Genomic DNA, 18,057 nt, shown 5'->3' on the forward strand with positions numbered 1-18,057 from the left:
CAACTCAGCTGGGGCGCGAGACTTCGTAGGTTCCGGTGTCGTCGACAAACGTCAGCGTCACCGACTTCTTCTCACCCGAGACGGAGAGGGTGCACGTGAACTTTGCACCGGACTTGATTTCCTGACCCGACGGGCAGGAAACGTCGCTGACGTTCTTGGCGCCGTACGACTCGGTGACGATTTTCTCGACACCCTTGGCCGCAGCATTTGCGTCCAGCGTGTCCTTCGACGTGAATACGAAGAGGCCGATGACGACGGCTGCCAGAACGACCAGTACACCGATCGCACCGAAGATCAGCGGCTTCTTGGACTTTGCACCTTGCTGCGGTCCCTGATTCCACTGAACCGGCGCGCCGGGCTGACCACCGGGCTGCGCGCCCCACGCCTGTTGCGGTTGCTGGGCCGTTGGCTGCCCCCAGACCTGAGTCTGGTCGCCGCCTGGCTGTTGACCCCACTGCTGCTGACCCGGCTGACCGGGCTGCTGAGGCTGACCCCACGGCTGCTGACCGTATCCGGGCTGACCGGGCTGACCGGGCTGCCCCTGTGGCTGGCCTGGCTGGCCGTATCCGGGTTGCCCGTACGCGGGCTGGCCTTGAGGCTGGCCTGGCTGGCCGTATCCGGGTTGCCCGTACGCAGGCTGGCCCTGTGGCTGACCGTAACCCGGCTGACCCTGGGGCTGACCCGGCTGCCCGTATCCAGGCTGTCCCCACGGCTGCTGCGGTGGTTGTTCACCGTTGCCCCACTGCCCATTCGGATCATTCGGTCCGTAAGGCCCGCTCATCTTCGCCTCCACTCGAAACACCAGTCTTCAGTTACCGCGTACGTCACGCATGCCAGATGCCGCGTGCACACGCAACTCCTGGGAATCCAACCACACAGTCCGCGCTCAAGCTGCGTCGAGAGCGACCACTCCGCGACGAATCGCCCCCACGGCCTTCGCCGCGACCTTCGCGACGACGGGATCCGTAGCCGTCAGCCGCACCTGATCGAGGAGATCGATTACCTGTCGGCACCAGCGGACAAAATCGCCCGCCGACAACGCGCGCCCCTGCACACCGGCAGCCAGCAACGCTTCGACCAGCGAATTGTCGCTCGCCCAGTGATAGACCGCCGTGACAAAACCCAGATCAGGCTCACGCGTCGGCGGCAATTTGTGGCGAATTTCGTCCGCTCGCAGTTCACTCCACAGACGCTGGGTGTCTGTGAGCGCATGACGGATCGCCTGCGTCGGAACTCGACTCGTCGTGTCGCCGTCCCTACGGGATTCGTACACGACCGAGGACACGACCGCCGCAAGTTCGGGCGGAGTCAGACCCTGCCACGCACCAGTACGTAGGCACTCGGCCACCAGCAAGTCGCTCTCGCTGTAGATCCGGCTCAGACGTTGCCCGGCTTCTGTCACTTGGGGCACGGACTCGGCGCTCATGTAACCGCGCTCCTTGAGCAACGACACGATGCGGTCGAACGTACGCGCCAAGGAATTGGTGGTGGCTGCCGCTTTTTGTCGCAGTGCCTGTGTTTCCCGAGCCAGCCGGTTGTACTTCTCCCCGATACGACCGAGATGGTCACGATCGGGCCAACTGTGGCACGGGTGCGACCGAATCGCGCGACGCAACGACGCCACCTCGGCGTCCTCGGACGCGCCGCCCTTGTGCCGCTTCTTCCGGCGCGGCGCGGTGAATCCGGTGCTGCGCAACGCCGACGCCAGATCGCGCCGCGACCGTCCGGTGTGGTGATCGACGAACTTCGGCAACCGCATCACACCGAGCGTTTCGGCAGCTTCGGGGAAATCCGCGGCGGACAGTTTTCCGGCCCACTGATCTTCGGCGAGAACCAACGGCCGTGGATCCTTCGGATCGTTGTCCGGCACAAGCACAACGGCGGTACCCGAATGGCGTCCGATCGGAATCGCGATGACGTCACCGCGTCGCAGCGTACGCAGCGACGCGACGGCCTGATCGCGGCGATCCTCACGACTTTCTCGTTCGAGTTTGCGTTCCCGATCGCTCAGTCGATCACGCAACGACGCGTACTCGTAGTACTCACCGTCTGGACCACCGAGCTTGTCCTGCAACGCTTTCAGCGCGGTCTCGTTGCGTTCGATGCTCCGCACCACGCCTACCACGGAGCGGTCCGCCTGGAATTGGGCGAACGAGCGCTCGAGCAGCGTGCGGGATTCCTTGACGCCCATGCGATCCACCAGATTGATCGACATGTTGTATGACGGCCGAAAAGAGCTGCGCAGCGGGAATGTTCGGGTGGACGCCAAGCCGGCGACGTCGGTCGGTTCGACACCTGGCTGCCACAGGACGACTGCATGCCCCTCGATATCGATGCCGCGTCGGCCAGCTCTACCGGTGAGCTGTGTGTACTCACCCGGCGTCAGCTCAGCGTGAGTTTCGCCGTTGTACTTGACCAGCCGTTCGAGAACCACGGTGCGGGCCGGCATGTTGATGCCCAGTGCCAGAGTTTCAGTGGCGAATACAGCGCGGACGAGGCCCTTGACGAACAACTCCTCGACCGTCTGCCGGAAAGCGGGCAGCATCCCGGCGTGATGGGCTGCCAGACCGCGCTGCAACGCCTTACGCCACTCCCAGTAACCGAGCACCTCCAAGTCCTCTTTGGGGAGGCCACCGATGTGCTTGTCGATGATCGTGTCGATCTCACGCACCTGTTCGGGAGTCGTCAGATCCAGCCTCGAGCGAACGCACTGAGTCAGCGCGGCATCGCACCCGGCGCGCGAGAAGATGAAGGTGATTGCCGGCAGCAAACCTTCCTTGTCCAGTTGTGCGATCACGTCCGGCCTGGGAAGTGGCCGGAAATCGTTGGCACTCTGGTAGCGACTGCGGCCGCGGCCGCGCGGCTGCCAGCTTTCCACCCGGTCGAGGGCCTGACGTTGTTTGACATGCCGAACCAGATCCTGGTTGACAACAAACTTCGAGGGTCCGGCCGAAGGATTGCTACGGCTGTCGAAGAGATCGAAGATCCGGCGCCCCACCATGATGTGCTGCCACAACGGAATCGGCCGCGTCTCGTCGACCACAACGGTGGTGTCACCGCGGACAGTCTCCATCCAGGCGCCGAATTCCTCGGCATTGCTCACGGTGGCGGACAAACTCACCAACCGCACGTCCTCGGACAGGTGCAGGATCACTTCTTCCCACACTGCGCCGCGGAACCGGTCGGCCAGGTAGTGAACCTCGTCCATGACAACGTGTGACAGACCGCGCAACGCCTCCGAATTGGCGTACAGCATGTTGCGAAGCACTTCGGTGGTCATGACAACAACAGGAGCGTCGGAGTTGATGCTGGTGTCTCCGGTGAGCAAACCGACTTCACTGGGGCCGTATCGCTCGCTCAGTTCGGCGTACTTCTGATTGCTCAATGCTTTGATGGGCGTGGTGTAGAAGCACTTTCGCCCAGCAGCCAACGCCAGGTGGACGGCGAATTCGCCGACCACAGTCTTTCCCGCACCTGTCGGCGCGCACACCAGCACACCGTGACCCTCTTCGAGGGCGCGGCAGGCGTTGATCTGGAACGGATCGAGATCGAACTTCAGCCCCGAAGCAAATTTGCTGAGCTCAACATCAGAACTCGTTTCACTACTACTCATAACCACCTCGTCAGCGTGTCACACGCCGGCGACACGGCAACCCCAGCACCCTGGAGACACGCCTCACAAGGTACCGGGGAACGCCTCACAGGGTGTCGGTAAAGTCCTGGCCCGACGTGTTGCCGGCAGCACCGGAACCGGCTTCGGTCGCGGCAGTTGCCTTCGCCTTCGACTTCCGGCCGAACAATCCGCGTGACTCCGCCTTCGGCTTCGCGGGTTCGTCCAAAGCTTCGTTCAAGTCGGTCGGCGCCGAGATCGACGACGCTTCCTCGTCCGACAGTGCGCCCCAGTCTTCGCCGGACTTCCTGGCCTTGCGCTTGTCGTTGATGCGCGCAATCTGTACCGCGAACTCGAACAGCAGAGTGAGCGAGAGTGCAAGCGCGAGCATCGAGAACGGGTCCGAACCCGGAGTCGCGATGGCCGCGAACACGAACAAGCCGAAGATCAAGCCGCGACGCCACGCCTTGAGCCGCTCGTAGGTAAGGATTCCCGCAAAGTTCAGTACGACGACCAGTAGCGGAATCTCGAAACTGACGCCGAAAATCAGCAGCAGGTTGATGATGAATCCGAAGTACTCGGAACCACTGAGCGCGGTGATCTGAACGTTGTCACCGATGGTGAGAAGGAAGTGCAAAGCCTTCGACACGACCAGGTACGCAAGAACGGCACCGAGGATGAAGAGGCCGGCACCCGCGGTGACAAACGCCACGGCGTAGCGGCGTTCCTTCGAATACAGGCCCGGAGTGATGAATGCCCACAACTGGTTCAACCAGATCGGACTGGCAAGCACGATCCCCGCGGTGAGGGCCACCTTGAATCGCAGCATGAACTGCTCGAACGGCCCGGTTGCCAGCAAACGACACGCATCGTCGACGCTGAGGTTTGCGCGGCTTTCGACCGGAAGCTCACAGTACGGTCCGCGCAAGAGGTCGCCGAGGCTTTCGATCCCGAAAATCGACGCGGAATACCAGAAGAATCCGAAGGCGGTGGTGATGATGACACCGAGGAACGCGAACAGCAGTCGAGTTCGTAATTCGTACAGGTGGTCGATCAACGACATGGTGCCGTCGGGGTTGACCTTCCGCTGGCGGTTACGCGGGTCTAACGGAATTCGCACTGGTACATCCTGCTCTTGGCAAACTGGTTTTGGTCAGCACACAACCGGGGTGAATACAGATTTCACCCCGGTTGGACAGCGGCATGTAGCTAGAGCGGCTTGACTTCGGTCGGCTGCGCGATCGGAGCAGCAGCGCCGGTAGCGGTCACCTGTGCGGTCGGCAGCTGAGCCGGGGCCTGAGCAACGACGGGCGCAGCAGGAGCCGCGTCGTCATTCTGCATTTCCTTGACTTCACTCTTGAAGATGCGCAGTGAACGGCCGAGTCCTCGAGCTGCGTCGGGCAGTTTCTTCGACCCGAACAGAATGACAACGACAACAGCAACAATCAGCCAATGCATCGGCTGCATTGCACCCATAATGACCTCCCATGATCAGATTCCTCGATGCTACCGGACACAACCGGCGTAAGGAGGCTTCCAAGTCCTTACTTCAGCTACCGTTTACCTGTTTGTTTCATGCGCGGTTGCTGTGAAGCCCGCTCACGATCCGATCGTGTCGTAGGCGTCCAATGCCGTCACCGCCCGATTATGCACTTCGGCAACCAGTTCCGGCGGTGCAAGCACCCGAACACCCTCACCGAACCCGAGAACCAACCGTGCCATCCACTCGAGTGTCCCGAAACTCATTGTTGCCTCGACGGAACCGTCGTCGTTCACCTTCTGGACGTCCATCGGGTAGTAATCGAGCATCCAGACACAGTTCTGAGCTACGAACAATCGGGCTTCGGGCAGTGATCCGTCGCCGCTGAACAATTCCAGACTGGAATCCTCGTCGAGCGCGTGCGGTGGCGGAGTGGACGGCTCGTCGAGTTCGATTGCCGCATCGATCCGATCGAATCGGAACAACCGCACACCCTCGGCCTGGCGGCACCAGCCCTGGAGATAGCTGAAATTGTCGACCAACACGATTCGCACTGGATCGACCACCCGCTCGGACACCGCGTCCCGCGAAGCCGAGTAGTAGGTCAGCTTCAGTGCGCGCCGATCAGCCAGCGCCGACCGGACCGTCGCCGTTACCGGATCTTCGGCGACATCCACTTCCGGTTCGGCCTCATGCCCGTTACCCGTGGCGCGCGCTGCCGCAGAGCCTGCCGCCGCTTCGATCTTGGCAATTGCTCGTTGCGCCGCGGACGGATCGACCATGCCCGGCATCTCCACCAGCGAGCGCAACGCGATGAGCAACGCGGTCGCTTCGGTCGACGTCAACCGAAGGGGGCGGTCGATACCAGCGGAGAACGTGACGTCGATGCTCTCCTCGGAAAATGACAGGTCGATCAGATCGCCCGGGCCGTACCCGGGCAGCCCGCACACCCACAACTGATTGAGATCGTTCATCAACTGCGTTGTGCTGACACCGAGTTCGGCGGCAGCCTCCGCGGCGCTCATTCCAGGGTTCGCGATGAAAAACGGAACAAGATTCAGCAATCGAGCAAGCCTCGACGACAGGCGATTGTTCATCAGTGAGTTTCCTTCTGCTCGGCAATCTCCGAGCGTGCCGCAGCACCTTGAAGTTTGGTGATCACGTCAGCCCGCAGGTCCGGCGGATCAAGCACCAACGCATCTGCCCCGTGTCCGGCGATCAATCTGGCAGTCCACTCCCACGATCGAACCGGGATCGACAGAACGCTTCCCTCGCGTTCGGTCAGCGTCCGATCCGTCATCGACGACGCCAACCTGCGCAGCTCGTGTGCGCGGTTCGCCGCCACCCAGACAGTCGCGGTACCGGTCACGACACCGGATCCGGTTACTCGGTCCACAACCTCGCGAAGATCAAGACCCTCCGGTTTGTGCACCGCGCCGACTGGGCCGAATTCGCGAACATCGTCACCGATGCGGGACAGGCGGAACGTGCGGACAGCGTCCCGATCGACATCATGACCGACCAGATACCACTTGCCGTTATGCGTGACCACGCCCCACGGCTCCACTGTCCGCTCGATGAACGGTTCGTTGAGCGCAGCGCGATGCTGGAAATGAACGGCCCGGCCCGCGTCGACTGCGGCGAGCAGCTTCCCGAGAGCCGGTTCGGAACCACGTGAGCGAGCCGGAATCGCGGTAATCGGCGCGGCGGAAACATCCCCGTCGACCTGCACACCGGCAGCACGCAGTTTGAGCAAGGCGCTCTGTGCGGCGGAAATCAGCTCGGGCGATTCCCACAGCTGCACGGCAACGGCAACGGCCGCCGACTCTTCGCTGGTCAAATCGACATCAGGAAGCTCATACGCATTGCGATTGATCCGATATCCCTCGACCGTCGAAAACCGCCCAGCCGGTCCCGTCTCCAACGGAACTCCGAGGTCACGAAGCTCGTTCTTGTCCCGCTCGAACATCCGAGAGAACGCCTCGTAGTTGGCGGAATCGCTGTAACCGGCTACTGAATCACGGATTTTCTCCGCAGTGAGGAACTGCCTGGTGGAGAGCAATGCAATCACCAAGTTCATCAACCGCTCGATTTTCGATGTCGCCACGCCGAAATCCTAGTGGCTCTGCGGTTGCCGACACGTCAGCGCACTACATCGACGCGATGAGTCGCTCAACTCTCTCGTCGACCGAACGGAACGGGTCCTTGCACAGGACTGTTCGCTGAGCTTGATCGTTGAGCTTGAGATGCACCCAGTCGACGGTGAAGTCACGCCCCGCGGCCTGCGCTGCAGTGATGAAATCGCCGCGAAGTTTCGCGCGTGTCGTCTGCGGTGGGTTGTCGACGGCGTCGTCGATCGTTTCGTCCTCCGTGACGCGCTTGACCAAGCCCTTCTTCTGCAACACGTCGAACACTCCGCGCCCACGCTTGATGTCGTGATACGCAAGATCGAGCTGCGCGATCTTCGGGTCCGACAGATCAAATCCGTGACGATCCTGGTAGCGCTGGAACAACTTACGCTTGATCACCCAGTCGATCTCGGTGTCGACCTTCGCAAAATCCTGGGCTTCGACGGCGTCGAGCATGCGGCCCCACAAATCGACAACTTGCTCTACCTGCGGATCCGGTTCGCGATTGCGCAGGTGCTCCACAGCCTTCGAGTGATACTCACGCTGGATGTCGAGAGCACTGGCCTGGCGGCCGCCGGCCAACCGGACCGGACGCTTTCCGGTGACGTCGTGGCTGACCTCTCGGATGGCACGAATCGGATTGTCGAGGGCGAAGTCGCGGAAGGAGACTCCAGCCTCGATCATCTCGAGCACCAAGGCGGCAGAGCCGACCTTCAGCATCGTGCTGGTCTCGGCCATGTTGGAGTCGCCCACGATGACGTGCAGGCGACGGTACTTCTCGGCGTCGGCATGAGGTTCGTCGCGGGTATTGATGATCGGACGCGAACGTGTGGTGGCCGACGAGACGCCTTCCCAGATGTGCTCGGCACGCTGGGAGAGACAGAACGTGGCTGCCTTCGGTGTCTGCAGAACCTTTCCGGCACCGCAGATCAACTGACGCGTCACGAGGAACGGCAACAGCACGTCGGAGATGCGGGAGAACTCGCCAGCTCGCGCGACCAGGAAGTTCTCGTGGCAACCGTACGAGTTTCCGGCGGAGTCGGTGTTGTTCTTGAAGAGGTAGATGTCGCCACCGATTCCCTCTTCTGCCAACCGCTCTTCCGCATCGATGAGCAGTTCCTCGAGAACTCGCTCACCGGCCCGGTCGTGGTTGACCAGTTGGATGAGGCTGTCGCACTCGGCGGTTGCGTACTCCGGATGAGAACCAACATCCAAGTACAGGCGCGCTCCGTTGCGGAGGAAGACGTTGGAACTACGACCCCACGACACGACACGACGGAAGAGGTAACGAGCAACCTCGTCGGGGCTCAGTCGCCTGTGCCCGTGAAAGGTGCAGGTAACGCCGAATTCCGTCTCGATACCCATGATTCGTCTCTGCACACTTCGACAGTACAACCAGAATGCCCGCTTCACCCGTGTTGACGAACTCCCGTGGCGTCACGACTCGACAACATCTCGAGTCGGCATAGTGTGGCGGGGTGAGCTACCTGCACCGAAAACTTGTCCGAACCGACGTCAAATGGATGGAAAGCACTGGCGCACTGAAGCCTTCCACGCTCGATTCCGTGATGCGGCGGCTCTCGCGAGCAGCCAACCACGGGTTCCTGTGGATGGCTATCGCCGGTGTCCTCGCGCTGATCGGCGGACAACCGCGCCGCGCGGCTGCCCGCGGAATGCTCGCATTGGCCGGATCGAGCGCACTGGCAAACGGTGTGTTGAAACCGCTTTTTCCCCGTCGACGCCCACCCGTCCGCGCGTGGATCAACCCGAAGCGCGGAGTCGAGTTCCCGACGTCCTCGTCGTTCCCGTCGGGTCATAGCGCCTCCGCAGCCGCATTCACTACCGCGGTAGCAATGGAATCTCCGACAACCGGCGCAGTACTCGCTCCACTGGCCGCGGCCGTCGCCTATTCACGCGTCCACAACGGGGTGCACTGGCCTTCGGACGTGTTCGCCGGAATAGCCGTCGGAGGTGCCGTGGCAGCGGGAACGCGCAGGTGGTGGGCAGTACGCGACGAAGAACCCGCGGATCTTGGTCCCGAGTGTGTGGTACCTGCGCTGCCTGGAGGCGACGGACTGGTCGTCTTCACAAATCCCGGATCCGGCAGCGAAGACGACGGCATCGTGGATGCGATCCGGGAAGCCCTGCCCGCAGCAGTCATTATCGAATTCAACCCGGACATAGATTTCGACAAGCAGATCGAAGCGAAGCTTCGTGAGTCGAAACCACGAGCGGTAGGTGTGTGCGGCGGCGACGGCACCGTCGTCACGGTCGCGGACGCGGCAACACGACACAATCTTCCGCTCGCAGTTTTCCCAGGTGGAACCCTCAACCACTTTGCCCGCGACGTCGGTGTCGCGGACGTTGCTGAAACGGTGACGGCGGTCGAGTCCGGACAAGCAGCGTTTGTCGATCATGCCGTGGTGACAACCGATACCGGGGTTACCGCTCGTTTTCTCAACACAGCCAGTCTGGGCGGCTATCCGGATGCGGTACGGCTACGTGAAAAGTGGGAACCGCGATTCGGCAAGTGGCCGGCGGCCGCCGCGGCGATGATCCGCGTGCTAGCCGCCGCAGAGCCGATGAGTGTCACCATCGACGGCACCAAGGCCAGTATCTGGATGCTCTTCGTTGGAAACGGCCGGTACTCCCCCGGCGACCAGGTCCCGATGTCGCGGCCCGAACTCAACCGTGGACTGCTCGACGTCCGATACTTGCGAGCCGACCGGAAATTCTCCCGCGCCCGGTTGCTGTTTGCCGCTGCCACAGGAACATTGGGCAGCTCACCGGTCTACATCCACGCCCTGGCGCCGACGCTCTCGGTTCAGGTGAATGCCGAGTCTGTAGCGATTGCCACCGACGGTGAAGTTGTGGCAGACGCGCGCCGGTTCGATTTCAGTACCGAACCGGCCGCGGTTGCCGTCTACAGAATCTCGAAGGACTGAAAAACAGTTGCTATTGGGGTGCGTCGCCGTTTGACGGCGGCGCATCCTCAGTCTTCTCAGCCTTACTCTGGGGCTCTGCTGCCGATGGCAGCATGGCTTCGAGTGCTGCTCCCGAGATTCGCTTGAACGCACGGCGCGGACGGTTGTTGTCGAGAACTGCAACTTCCAGTGCCTCGACAGTCAGCACCCTGGGCTCGGCCTCGGTTGTTCCGACGGGCGCCGGCCCACCCTTCTGCAATGCTCCAACTGCGATACGTATAGCGGACTCCAGATCGAGGTCTCGCTGATACGACTCGCGCATCGCGGTAACGATTGGCTCTGTGGTGCCGCCCATGACCACAAATTCCTGCTCGTCGGCAATCGAACCGTCGTACGTGATCCGATACAGCTGAGCCGGCGTGTTGCTACCGAAGCGGCCGATTTCCGCAACGCAGATCTCGACCTCGTACGGTTTGGGTTGCTCGGTGAAAATTGTGCCCAGAGTCTGGGCGTACGCATTGGCGAGCGAACGGCCTGTGACGTCACGACGGTCGTACGAGTACCCGCGCATGTCCGCGTGCACAATGCCCGCACGACGGAGATTTTCGAATTCGTTGTACTTGCCGACGGCCGCAAAACCGAGACGGTCGTACAACTCACTGACCTTGTGCAACGCCGTCGACGGATTCTCCGCGACAAACACCACACCGTCGCGATACGTCAGTACGACGACGCTTCGTCCACGGGCAATTCCTTTGCGCGCCAATTCCGAACGATCGCGCATGATCTGTTCGGCTGATGCGTAATACGGCATCGTCATAGCGCAGAACCCCCTTCCGGATTACCGAGCGCCGTACGCGCCGCAACAATGTCCCTGGCGATTTCGGCCGCCCGCTCCGTGGACAGTTCCACGGCTCCTGCTGCGGTGATCGTGACTGCGGTCGGGTAAATTCCGCGCGTAACGTCTGGTCCACCCGTCGCCGAATCGTCGTCGGCGGCGTCGTACAGAGCCTCTACCGCCAAACGAAGCGCAGTGGCCTCGTCGATGCCCGGTGAATACAACTTCTTGAGCGCCGACTTCGCGAACAATGATCCCGATCCGACAGCGTGATAGCCGGCACGTTCCTCGTACCGCCCACCCACGACGTCGTATGAGACGATGCGACCCGCCGTCGTAGGGTCGACGGCGTCCACGTCGTAGCCGACCAGCAGCGGTACAACTGCGAGTCCCTGCATTGCGGCGCCGAGGTTGCCACGCACCATCGACGACAGACGATTTGCCTTGCCGTCGAACGTGAGTGAAACGCCTTCGATCTTCTCGTAATGCTCGAGTTCAACCGCGAACAGGCGCACCAGTTCGATCGCGATGCCGGCGGTCCCGGCAATCCCCGCAGCCGAGTAGTCGTCCGTGATGTACACCTTCTGCACGTCACGGCTGGCGATGAGGTTGCCCATGGTCGCCCGGCGATCGCCGGCAAGCAACACGCCACCGGCGTAACTGATCGCGACGATCGTGGTCCCGTGCGGAGCAACATCACCCCCGCCCATGGTTACACCTCCCCTGTCAGCGAATCGGTTCTGCGGAAGATGCTCCGGTGCGTGCACTCGAAGATATTCCGAGAATGACGACAGATTGGAGCCGAAGCTCAACCGTGTGTCCCCGTCGGTTATCCGGGGCGCGCGATCCACCGTCACTGGCCGCCCTTCTGCACGTAAGCGCGGACGAAGTCCTCGGCGTTCTCTTCCAACACGTCGTCGATTTCGTCGAGTAGGTCGTCGGTTTCTGCAGCGAGCTTCTCGCGACGTTCCTGGCCGGCACTACCGTCGCCGCCAGTGGTGTCGTCGTCTTCGCCGCCACCGGCACGCTGCGTCTGTTCTTGAGCCATCGCCGTCGACCTCCTTGTGTGAAGGGAGCTCTCACGAGCATCCTGTTCTGCCCAGCAGTCTCGGTTACTGATCCGCTCGGACCTTTACCCTACCGAGCGACACCGTCACGCGCCGGGAGACTCGGCCGCGATTAGGCACCAAAATCAATGTGTCAGCTGATCCACCAACTCCGCAGCGCTGTCGACGGAGTCGAGCAGAGCACCCACATGAGCCTTACTGCCGCGCAGTGGTTCCAGGGTCGGTATCCGGATCAGCGATTCACCCCCGAGGTCGAATATCACCGAATCCCAGCTGGCAGCAGCGATATCGCCACCGAATCGACGGAGGCATTCACCACGGAAATACGCACGCGTATCGGTGGGCGGATTGGACACCGCGTCGAGCACCTGTTGCTCGGTGACCAGTCGTTCCATCGATCCGCGGGCAACCAATCGGTTGTACAAACCCTTGTCCAAACGGACATCGGAATACTGCAAATCGACCAAATGCAGGCGCGGAGCAGACCAAGCGAGACCTTCGCGGTTGCGGAAACCTTCGAGCAGGCGCAGCTTTGCCGGCCAGTCCAGGATGTGTGCGCAGTCCATCGGATCGCGTTCGAGAAGATCGAGAACCATGGCCCACTTGGACACGATGTCGTCGGCGCGCGCATCCCGATCAGTTTCCCGATCGAGGAACTTCGCGACGCGTTCGAGGTAAATACGTTGCAGCGCAAGCCCAGTCAACTCGCGCCCGTCGGACAAGGCGACGGTCTTGCGCAGGGTCGGATCATGGCTGATGTGGTGAACCGCGGTGACGGGGCGCGCCAACTGCAGATCCGTCAGATCGACGCCCGCTTCGATCAGATCGAGAACCAGCGCCGTGGTCCCCACCTTGAGGTACGTGGACATCTCCGCAAGGTTCGCGTCACCGATAATGACGTGCAGACGACGGTACTTGTCCGCGTCGGCGTGCGGTTCGTCGCGGGTGTTGATGATTCCGCGTTTGAGAGTCGTCTCCAGCCCGACCTCGACCTCGATGTAATCGGCTCGCTGCGACAGCTGGAAACCTGCCTCGTCCCCGGACTGGCCGATGCCCACGCGACCGGAACCGCAAATGACCTGGCGAGACGCAAAAAAGGGCGTCAAACCGGCAACGATGTCCGTGAACGGGGTCGCCCGGGAGCACAGGTAGTTCTCGTGGGTGCCGTACGAGGCACCCTTGCCGTCGACGTTGTTCTTGTACAACTGCAGGCGCGGCGCGCCGGGAACACTCGAGGCGTGGCGAGCAGCTGCTTCCATGACCCGCTCACCGGCCTTGTCCCAGATCACCGCGTCGAGTGGATCGGCCACTTCAGGTGCCGAATACTCGGGATGTGCGTGATCGACGTACAAGCGGGCACCGTTGGTGAGAATCATATTTGCCGCACCGATTTCGTCGGCGTCGATCACCGGAGCCGGCCCGCTGAGTCGCCCCAGGTCGAATCCACGGGCGTCACGCAGGGGCGATTCCACCTCATAGTCCCAGCGTGTACGCCTCGCTCGGGGTACACCCGCGGCGGCGGCGTACGCCAGTACCGCCTGGGTGGATGTGAGTATCGGATTCGCCGAAGGCTCACTGGGTGAAGATATTCCGTACTCGACCTCGACACCGATAATCCGCTGCATACGTTCGAGACTATGCGATCGAGCGTCAGTACTTGCAGTGGTGGCACAGTAGGAGGAATGCAGCATCCACCTGACACCGACACAAAACGATCAGATGAGGTTGTTGCGGTGTACGACCAGTTCGGTAAACCGATCGGCCAGGCGCCTCGCAGCCTTGTCTATCGAGACGGACTCTGGCACGCCAGTTCAGGAGTTCTCGTGCGCTCCACGGACGGCGAGCGCGTGTACGTTCATCGCCGAACTACAAGCAAAGCGGTCTTCGGTGGCCATCACGACTGCATCGCCGGCGGCGTCGTCGACCCCGGTGAATCACCACTCGACACGGCTGTGCGTGAAGTCGGTGAAGAACTCGGAATCTTCGGCACCGAGGACACTCCACTTGCGCTGACGGAAATCGCCAGAATCTCCTGGGACGGAGAATGGGGCGGTCACGCATTGCGCTGTCATTTGTTTGCCTTCGAGCTCCGCTACGACGGTCCCGTCATCCATCAACCGAGCGAAATTTCCGACGGAGGGTGGTGGACCCTGGCTGAGCTCGACGCGCATCTGAAGGACCCGTCGTGGCCCTTCGTGCCCGATACCCGGGTGTTGTTGGCCGACTACCGATGGAGCCAACTCAGCAGCGAATGATCGGGACAGGTTCGGGTTGGGCGTGCGTATCGGCACACGACCAGCGCTGAGATGTCACATCTGGCCATTTTCGACGCGGTTGTGTGCAGTCAGGATCGAGTTGGCATGCGCTCGAATACAGATCGGGCCGGCACTCTTGCGAGTGCCGGCCCGATTCTGCTGCGGCGTCCTACAGGTACTGGCCCGTGTTGGACTCGGTGTCGATAGCGCGGCTGGCACTGGCGTTCTTGCCGGTGACAAGGGTGCGAATGTAGACGATCCGCTCACCCTTCTTACCCGAAATACGGGCCCAGTCATCAGGATTGGTGGTGTTCGGCAGGTCTTCGTTCTCGGCGAACTCGTCGACGATCGAATCGAAGAGATGCTGAACCCGCAATCCCGGTGCACCGGTATCGAGTACCGATTTGATGGCGTACTTCTTCGCCCGGTCGACGATGTTCTGGATCATGGCACCGGAGTTGAAGTCCTTGAAGAACAGGACTTCCTTGTCACCGTTTGCGTAGGTGACTTCGAGGAAACGGTTCTCCTCGCTCTCCGCGTACATGCGATCCACAACGCGAACGATCATCGCCTTGAGGCATGCTGCGCGATCGCCACCGAACTCGGCGAGGTCGTCGGCATTGATCGGCAGACCGTCGACCAGGTACTTCGAGAAGATGTCCTGCGCGGATTCGGCGTCGGGACGCTCGATCTTGATCTTCACGTCCAGACGACCCGGCCGCAGAATGGCAGGGTCGATCATGTCCTCGCGGTTGGACGCACCAATCACGATGACGTTCTCGAGGCCTTCCACACCGTCGATCTCACTGAGCAACTGCGGAACCACTGTCGTTTCCACATCCGAGGAGACTCCTGAACCGCGGGTACGGAAAATGGAGTCCATCTCGTCGAAGAACACGATGACCGGGGTGCCTTCGGACGCCTTTTCGCGGGCCCGCTGGAAAATCATCCGAATGTGGCGTTCGGTTTCGCCGACGAACTTGTTCAGAAGCTCGGGGCCCTTGATGTTGAGGAAGTAGGACTTTGCGTCCTTGCTGTCCTGCCCGCGGGCTTCGGCGATCTTCTTCGCCAACGAATTGGCGACTGCCTTCGCGATCAGGGTCTTACCGCAACCGGGCGGACCGTAAAGCAGTACACCCTTCGGTGGACGCAGTGAGTACTCGTGGAACAGGTCCTTGTGCAGGAAGGGCAGTTCGACGGCGTCCCGGATCTGTTCGATCTGCCGACCGAGGCCACCGATGTCGTCGTAATGCACGTCCGGCACCTCTTCGAGGACCAGATCTTCGACCTCGGCCTTGGGAATACGCTCGAACGCATAACCGGCTTTGGCGTCGACCAGCAGGGAGTCGCCCGGGCGCAGCTTCCTGGTCGGGGAATCGGCGTCATAGGCGATGATGTCGGCCTGGGGATCGGCGAACACCGCTGCCAAGGGCGCAGCAAGCCACACGATTCGCTCTTCGTCGGCGTGCCCGACTACCAGCGCCCGCAAGCCGTCGTCGAGTACCTCACGCAGAGTGCTGATTTCGCCGACCTGCTCGTAACCACCGGCTTCCACGATGGTGAGGGCCTCGTTGAGCCGCACGGTCTGACCCTGAGTGAGCGTGTCGGTGTCGATATTCGGTGAACACGTCAGACGCATTTTGCGGCCGGACGTGAAAACGTCCACCGTTTTGTCTTCGTGAACTGCGAGCAGCACGCCGTAGCCACTCGGCGGCTGACCGAGTCTGTCGACCTCTTCGCGTAAAGCGATCAGTTGTTGACGGGCCTCCTTGAGAGTGTCCATCAACTTGCCGTTTCGGATTGCGAGCGAGTCAAGTTTCGACTCCAACTCCCGCACCTGCTCCGGCGACTGTGCGAGTTGACGCCGCAGAACCTGCAATTCCACTCGTAACGCGTGAAGCTCTTCTGCTGCCGCAACCGAATCCGGGTTCTCTGTCGAGCTCATATGCGTCTCCTCCCAGTGCGATAGATCAACGCTACCGGCATCGCGGCCCAAGTGTCGCCAGACACGGTGCGCGAGTTCGATTTCACAGCCGCGACTGCCACACCGAGACCGCTCCTGAACCAAAAGTAAGCCATGTTAGCCTTGCCTACAATGCCGAGACAGTGCCTGTCTCCCCCAACGAAAGGTCACGCTGTGATCATCCGCAAGACACTCGTCAGCGCCTGTGCCGTCGCCGCTGTCCTCGCTCTCGGAGCCTGCAGCTCGGACGACAGCTCCGACTCGTCGGCCACGTCCACCTCTGTTGCTGCAACGTCGAGCGCTTCTGCCGCCTCGAGTGCAACGACGTCCGCAGCCGCGGCCGCAGCAGCTCCGACGGCAGACGAGCTGAATGCACAGCTGGTTGCGCTTATCGATCCGGCCAAGCCGATCGCCGAGAAGACCGCCCTTGTGGTCGACGGAACGAACCGTCAGGCCAACATCGAGACCATGGGTACCGCTCTGGGTGGCAACCCGGCGTACAAGATCACCTTCACCGTCGAGAACGTCAAGGTCGACGGCGAGACGGCCACCGCCGACGTTGCAGTGGTGAGCCCGCACGGCGCGATGCCTGCCGCTCCGTGGACGTGGGAGCTCGAAGACGGCACCTGGAAGCTGTCCGACACCTCCGCATGCGTGCTCCTGGAAATGGGCCGCGCTTCCTGCGCTGGATAATTTCTCCGCAAACAAAACGAGCGGCGATCCGATTTTTTCGGATCGCCGCTCGTTTTGTTTGGAGTCAGCGGCTACTTGGCGGCAGTGTTCGAGCCCTTGCCGGCGCGGCGCTGAGGCTTCGGGGTCACAGTGCCCTCGGCCAGACGACGCGCACTGATCAGGAACGCGGTGTGCCCCTGCATGCGGTGCTCGGGACGAACGGCCAATCCGACGACGTGCCAGCCGCGGACGATGGATTCCCACGAGCGCGGCTCGGTCCAGCATTCCTGCTCACGCATCGCCTCGACCACCTTGGACAGCTGCGTCACCGTCGCGACGTACACGATCAGAACGCCGCCGGGAACCAATGCCTTCGACACGGCGGGCAGAACATCCCACGGCGCGAGCATGTCGAGAACCACCCGGTCGACCTTGCCGCCGTGCGCTTCCGGATCGAACTCCGCGAGATCCGCGATCGTCAGTTCCCAGTTCGGCGGACGCTCACCGAAGAACGTCTCGACGTTGCGAACCGCGTGTTCGGCATGATCGTCGCGCACCTCGTACGAGATGACCTTGCCCTCGGGCCCGACCGCACGAAGCAGTGAACACGTCAACGCGCCGGAACCGGCGCCTGCCTCGAGTACCCGGGCACCCGGAAACACGTCGCCCTCGTGGACGATCTGCGCCGCGTCCTTGGGGTAGATAACCTGCGCGCCGCGTGGCATCGACAGCACGTAGTCGACGAGCAGTGGACGCAAGGCGAGGTACGGCGTCCCGTTGACGGACTTGACGACGCTGCCCTCGTCCGCGCCGATGAGGTCGTTGTGCACAATCCCACCCTTGTGGGTGTGGTACTCGCGGTTGGCCTCGAGCACGATCGTGTAGTGCCGTCCCTTGCCGTCGGTCAGCTGGACGCGGTCGCCGACACGGAACGGCCCGGAGGGGCGCTTACCGGGTGCTGTTTCCTCGACCTCTGCAACGACCTCGGCTACTGCCTGGTCGTCTGCTACAGCTACTACAGCGTCGAGTTCCGGTTCGGTGACAGCAGACTGCGCAACCTCATCCAACTCGGTCGTGATTTCTTCGGGTTGCGTATCGTTCACCATGCGTGAGTAATCC

Annotated in this window: 16 protein-coding genes; 3 read left to right on the forward strand and 13 right to left on the reverse strand. The window is 61.8% G+C overall.

Annotation, left to right across the window (positions count from 1 at the left end; genetic code table 11):
* Window positions 1-4: 4 nt before the first annotated feature.
* From C7T36_RS23510 to pafA, 7 genes are all read right to left on the reverse strand, one after another.
* Window positions 5-781, reverse strand: a complete 777-nt coding sequence (locus C7T36_RS23510) for a DUF4333 domain-containing protein (protein ID WP_045068157.1) — start codon at window positions 779-781, stop codon at window positions 5-7.
* Window positions 782-886: 105 nt separating this feature from the next.
* Entirely contained in the window at window positions 887-3,613 is a 2,727-nt protein-coding gene (locus C7T36_RS23515; RefSeq protein ID WP_045067824.1) for an RNA helicase, read from the reverse strand.
* An 85-nt stretch (window positions 3,614-3,698) separates the two neighbouring features.
* The gene (gene tatC, locus C7T36_RS23520) at window positions 3,699-4,730 is read right to left on the reverse strand and encodes a twin-arginine translocase subunit TatC (RefSeq protein WP_045067825.1); all 1,032 of its coding nucleotides are present in this window, start codon (window positions 4,728-4,730) and stop codon (window positions 3,699-3,701) included.
* Between the two features lie 89 nt (window positions 4,731-4,819).
* Window positions 4,820-5,086, reverse strand: coding sequence for a Sec-independent protein translocase subunit TatA (tatA, locus tag C7T36_RS23525; RefSeq protein ID WP_033231961.1), 267 nt, complete (start codon window positions 5,084-5,086; stop codon window positions 4,820-4,822).
* Window positions 5,087-5,209: 123 nt separating this feature from the next.
* Window positions 5,210-6,187: a YafY family protein gene (locus C7T36_RS23530; RefSeq protein WP_045067826.1), complete on the reverse strand. Its 978-nt coding sequence runs from the start codon at window positions 6,185-6,187 to the stop codon at window positions 5,210-5,212.
* On the reverse strand, window positions 6,187-7,197 hold the full coding sequence (locus tag C7T36_RS23535) for a YafY family protein (RefSeq protein WP_045067827.1): 1,011 nt from the start codon (window positions 7,195-7,197) through the stop codon (window positions 6,187-6,189). Before C7T36_RS23535 ends, C7T36_RS23530 begins: the two co-directional genes overlap by 1 nt.
* Window positions 7,198-7,240: 43 nt before the next feature.
* The gene (gene pafA, locus C7T36_RS23540) at window positions 7,241-8,599 is read right to left on the reverse strand and encodes a Pup--protein ligase (protein ID WP_181317503.1); all 1,359 of its coding nucleotides are present in this window, start codon (window positions 8,597-8,599) and stop codon (window positions 7,241-7,243) included.
* A gap of 143 nt (window positions 8,600-8,742) precedes the next feature.
* Here pafA and C7T36_RS23545 point away from each other — a divergent pair, with 143 nt between their 5' ends.
* Window positions 8,743-10,164, forward strand: coding sequence for a phosphatase PAP2 family protein (locus C7T36_RS23545; RefSeq protein ID WP_181317509.1), 1,422 nt, complete (start codon window positions 8,743-8,745; stop codon window positions 10,162-10,164).
* 10 nt (window positions 10,165-10,174) lie between these two features.
* On the opposite strand, the gene prcA is transcribed toward C7T36_RS23545, so the two are convergent.
* The 4 genes from prcA to dop all read right to left on the reverse strand — a co-directional run bounded on the left by prcA (window position 10,175) and on the right by dop (window position 13,673).
* Window positions 10,175-10,963 carry a proteasome subunit alpha gene (prcA, locus tag C7T36_RS23550; RefSeq protein ID WP_045067829.1) on the reverse strand — a complete coding sequence of 263 codons (789 nt, stop codon included), beginning with the start codon at window positions 10,961-10,963 and terminating at the stop codon, window positions 10,175-10,177.
* On the reverse strand, window positions 10,960-11,838 hold the full coding sequence (prcB, locus tag C7T36_RS23555) for a proteasome subunit beta (protein ID WP_033231955.1): 879 nt from the start codon (window positions 11,836-11,838) through the stop codon (window positions 10,960-10,962). The genes prcA and prcB overlap by 4 nt, the downstream gene beginning before the upstream one ends.
* Window positions 11,835-12,029 carry a ubiquitin-like protein Pup gene (locus C7T36_RS23560; RefSeq protein WP_033231954.1) on the reverse strand — a complete coding sequence of 65 codons (195 nt, stop codon included), beginning with the start codon at window positions 12,027-12,029 and terminating at the stop codon, window positions 11,835-11,837. Before C7T36_RS23560 ends, prcB begins: the two co-directional genes overlap by 4 nt.
* A gap of 144 nt (window positions 12,030-12,173) precedes the next feature.
* Window positions 12,174-13,673: a depupylase/deamidase Dop gene (gene dop / locus C7T36_RS23565; protein WP_033231953.1), complete on the reverse strand. Its 1,500-nt coding sequence runs from the start codon at window positions 13,671-13,673 to the stop codon at window positions 12,174-12,176.
* Window positions 13,674-13,730: 57 nt separating this feature from the next.
* On the opposite strand from dop, the gene C7T36_RS23570 reads away from it, so the two are divergent.
* Window positions 13,731-14,303 (forward strand): NUDIX domain-containing protein, encoded by a 573-nt coding sequence (locus C7T36_RS23570; protein WP_033231952.1) that lies wholly within the window; start codon window positions 13,731-13,733, stop codon window positions 14,301-14,303.
* Between the two features lie 169 nt (window positions 14,304-14,472).
* Here C7T36_RS23570 and arc read toward each other — a convergent pair whose 3' ends face one another.
* Complete coding sequence (gene arc / locus C7T36_RS23575) at window positions 14,473-16,248, reverse strand: proteasome ATPase (protein WP_033231951.1); 1,776 nt, start codon at window positions 16,246-16,248, stop codon at window positions 14,473-14,475.
* 192 nt (window positions 16,249-16,440) lie between these two features.
* On the opposite strand from arc, the gene C7T36_RS23580 reads away from it, so the two are divergent.
* Window positions 16,441-16,959 carry a hypothetical protein gene (locus C7T36_RS23580; protein ID WP_033231950.1) on the forward strand — a complete coding sequence of 173 codons (519 nt, stop codon included), beginning with the start codon at window positions 16,441-16,443 and terminating at the stop codon, window positions 16,957-16,959.
* A gap of 71 nt (window positions 16,960-17,030) precedes the next feature.
* Here C7T36_RS23580 and C7T36_RS23585 read toward each other — a convergent pair whose 3' ends face one another.
* Window positions 17,031-18,044 carry a tRNA (adenine-N1)-methyltransferase gene (locus C7T36_RS23585; RefSeq protein ID WP_045067830.1) on the reverse strand — a complete coding sequence of 338 codons (1,014 nt, stop codon included), beginning with the start codon at window positions 18,042-18,044 and terminating at the stop codon, window positions 17,031-17,033.
* Window positions 18,045-18,057: the final 13 nt, after the last annotated feature.

Source organism: Rhodococcus sp. AD45-ID (genome assembly GCF_003023755.1).
In the GTDB taxonomy this organism is placed as follows: Bacteria; Actinomycetota; Actinomycetes; order Mycobacteriales; family Mycobacteriaceae; genus Rhodococcus_F; species Rhodococcus_F globerula.

Bases quoted from the DNA above. Each gene is read 5' to 3' on its own strand.
- C7T36_RS23515 (WP_045067824.1), bottom strand. From the start codon at position 3,613: ATGAGTAGTAGTGAAACGAGTTCTGATGTTGAGCTCAGCAAATTTGCT.
- prcA (WP_045067829.1), bottom strand. From the start codon at position 10,963: ATGACGATGCCGTATTACGCATCAGCCGAACAGATCATGCGCGATCGT.
- C7T36_RS23510 (WP_045068157.1), bottom strand. From the start codon at position 781: ATGAGCGGGCCTTACGGACCGAATGATCCGAATGGGCAGTGGGGCAAC.
- tatA (WP_033231961.1), bottom strand. From the start codon at position 5,086: ATGGGTGCAATGCAGCCGATGCATTGGCTGATTGTTGCTGTTGTCGTT.
- arc (WP_033231951.1), bottom strand. From the start codon at position 16,248: ATGAGCTCGACAGAGAACCCGGATTCGGTTGCGGCAGCAGAAGAGCTT.
- C7T36_RS23585 (WP_045067830.1), bottom strand. From the start codon at position 18,044: ATGGTGAACGATACGCAACCCGAAGAAATCACGACCGAGTTGGATGAG.
- C7T36_RS23570 (WP_033231952.1), top strand. From the start codon at position 13,731: ATGCAGCATCCACCTGACACCGACACAAAACGATCAGATGAGGTTGTT.
- dop (WP_033231953.1), bottom strand. From the start codon at position 13,673: ATGCAGCGGATTATCGGTGTCGAGGTCGAGTACGGAATATCTTCACCC.
- C7T36_RS23560 (WP_033231954.1), bottom strand. From the start codon at position 12,029: ATGGCTCAAGAACAGACGCAGCGTGCCGGTGGCGGCGAAGACGACGAC.
- C7T36_RS23530 (WP_045067826.1), bottom strand. From the start codon at position 6,187: ATGAACAATCGCCTGTCGTCGAGGCTTGCTCGATTGCTGAATCTTGTT.
- C7T36_RS23545 (WP_181317509.1), top strand. From the start codon at position 8,743: ATGGAAAGCACTGGCGCACTGAAGCCTTCCACGCTCGATTCCGTGATG.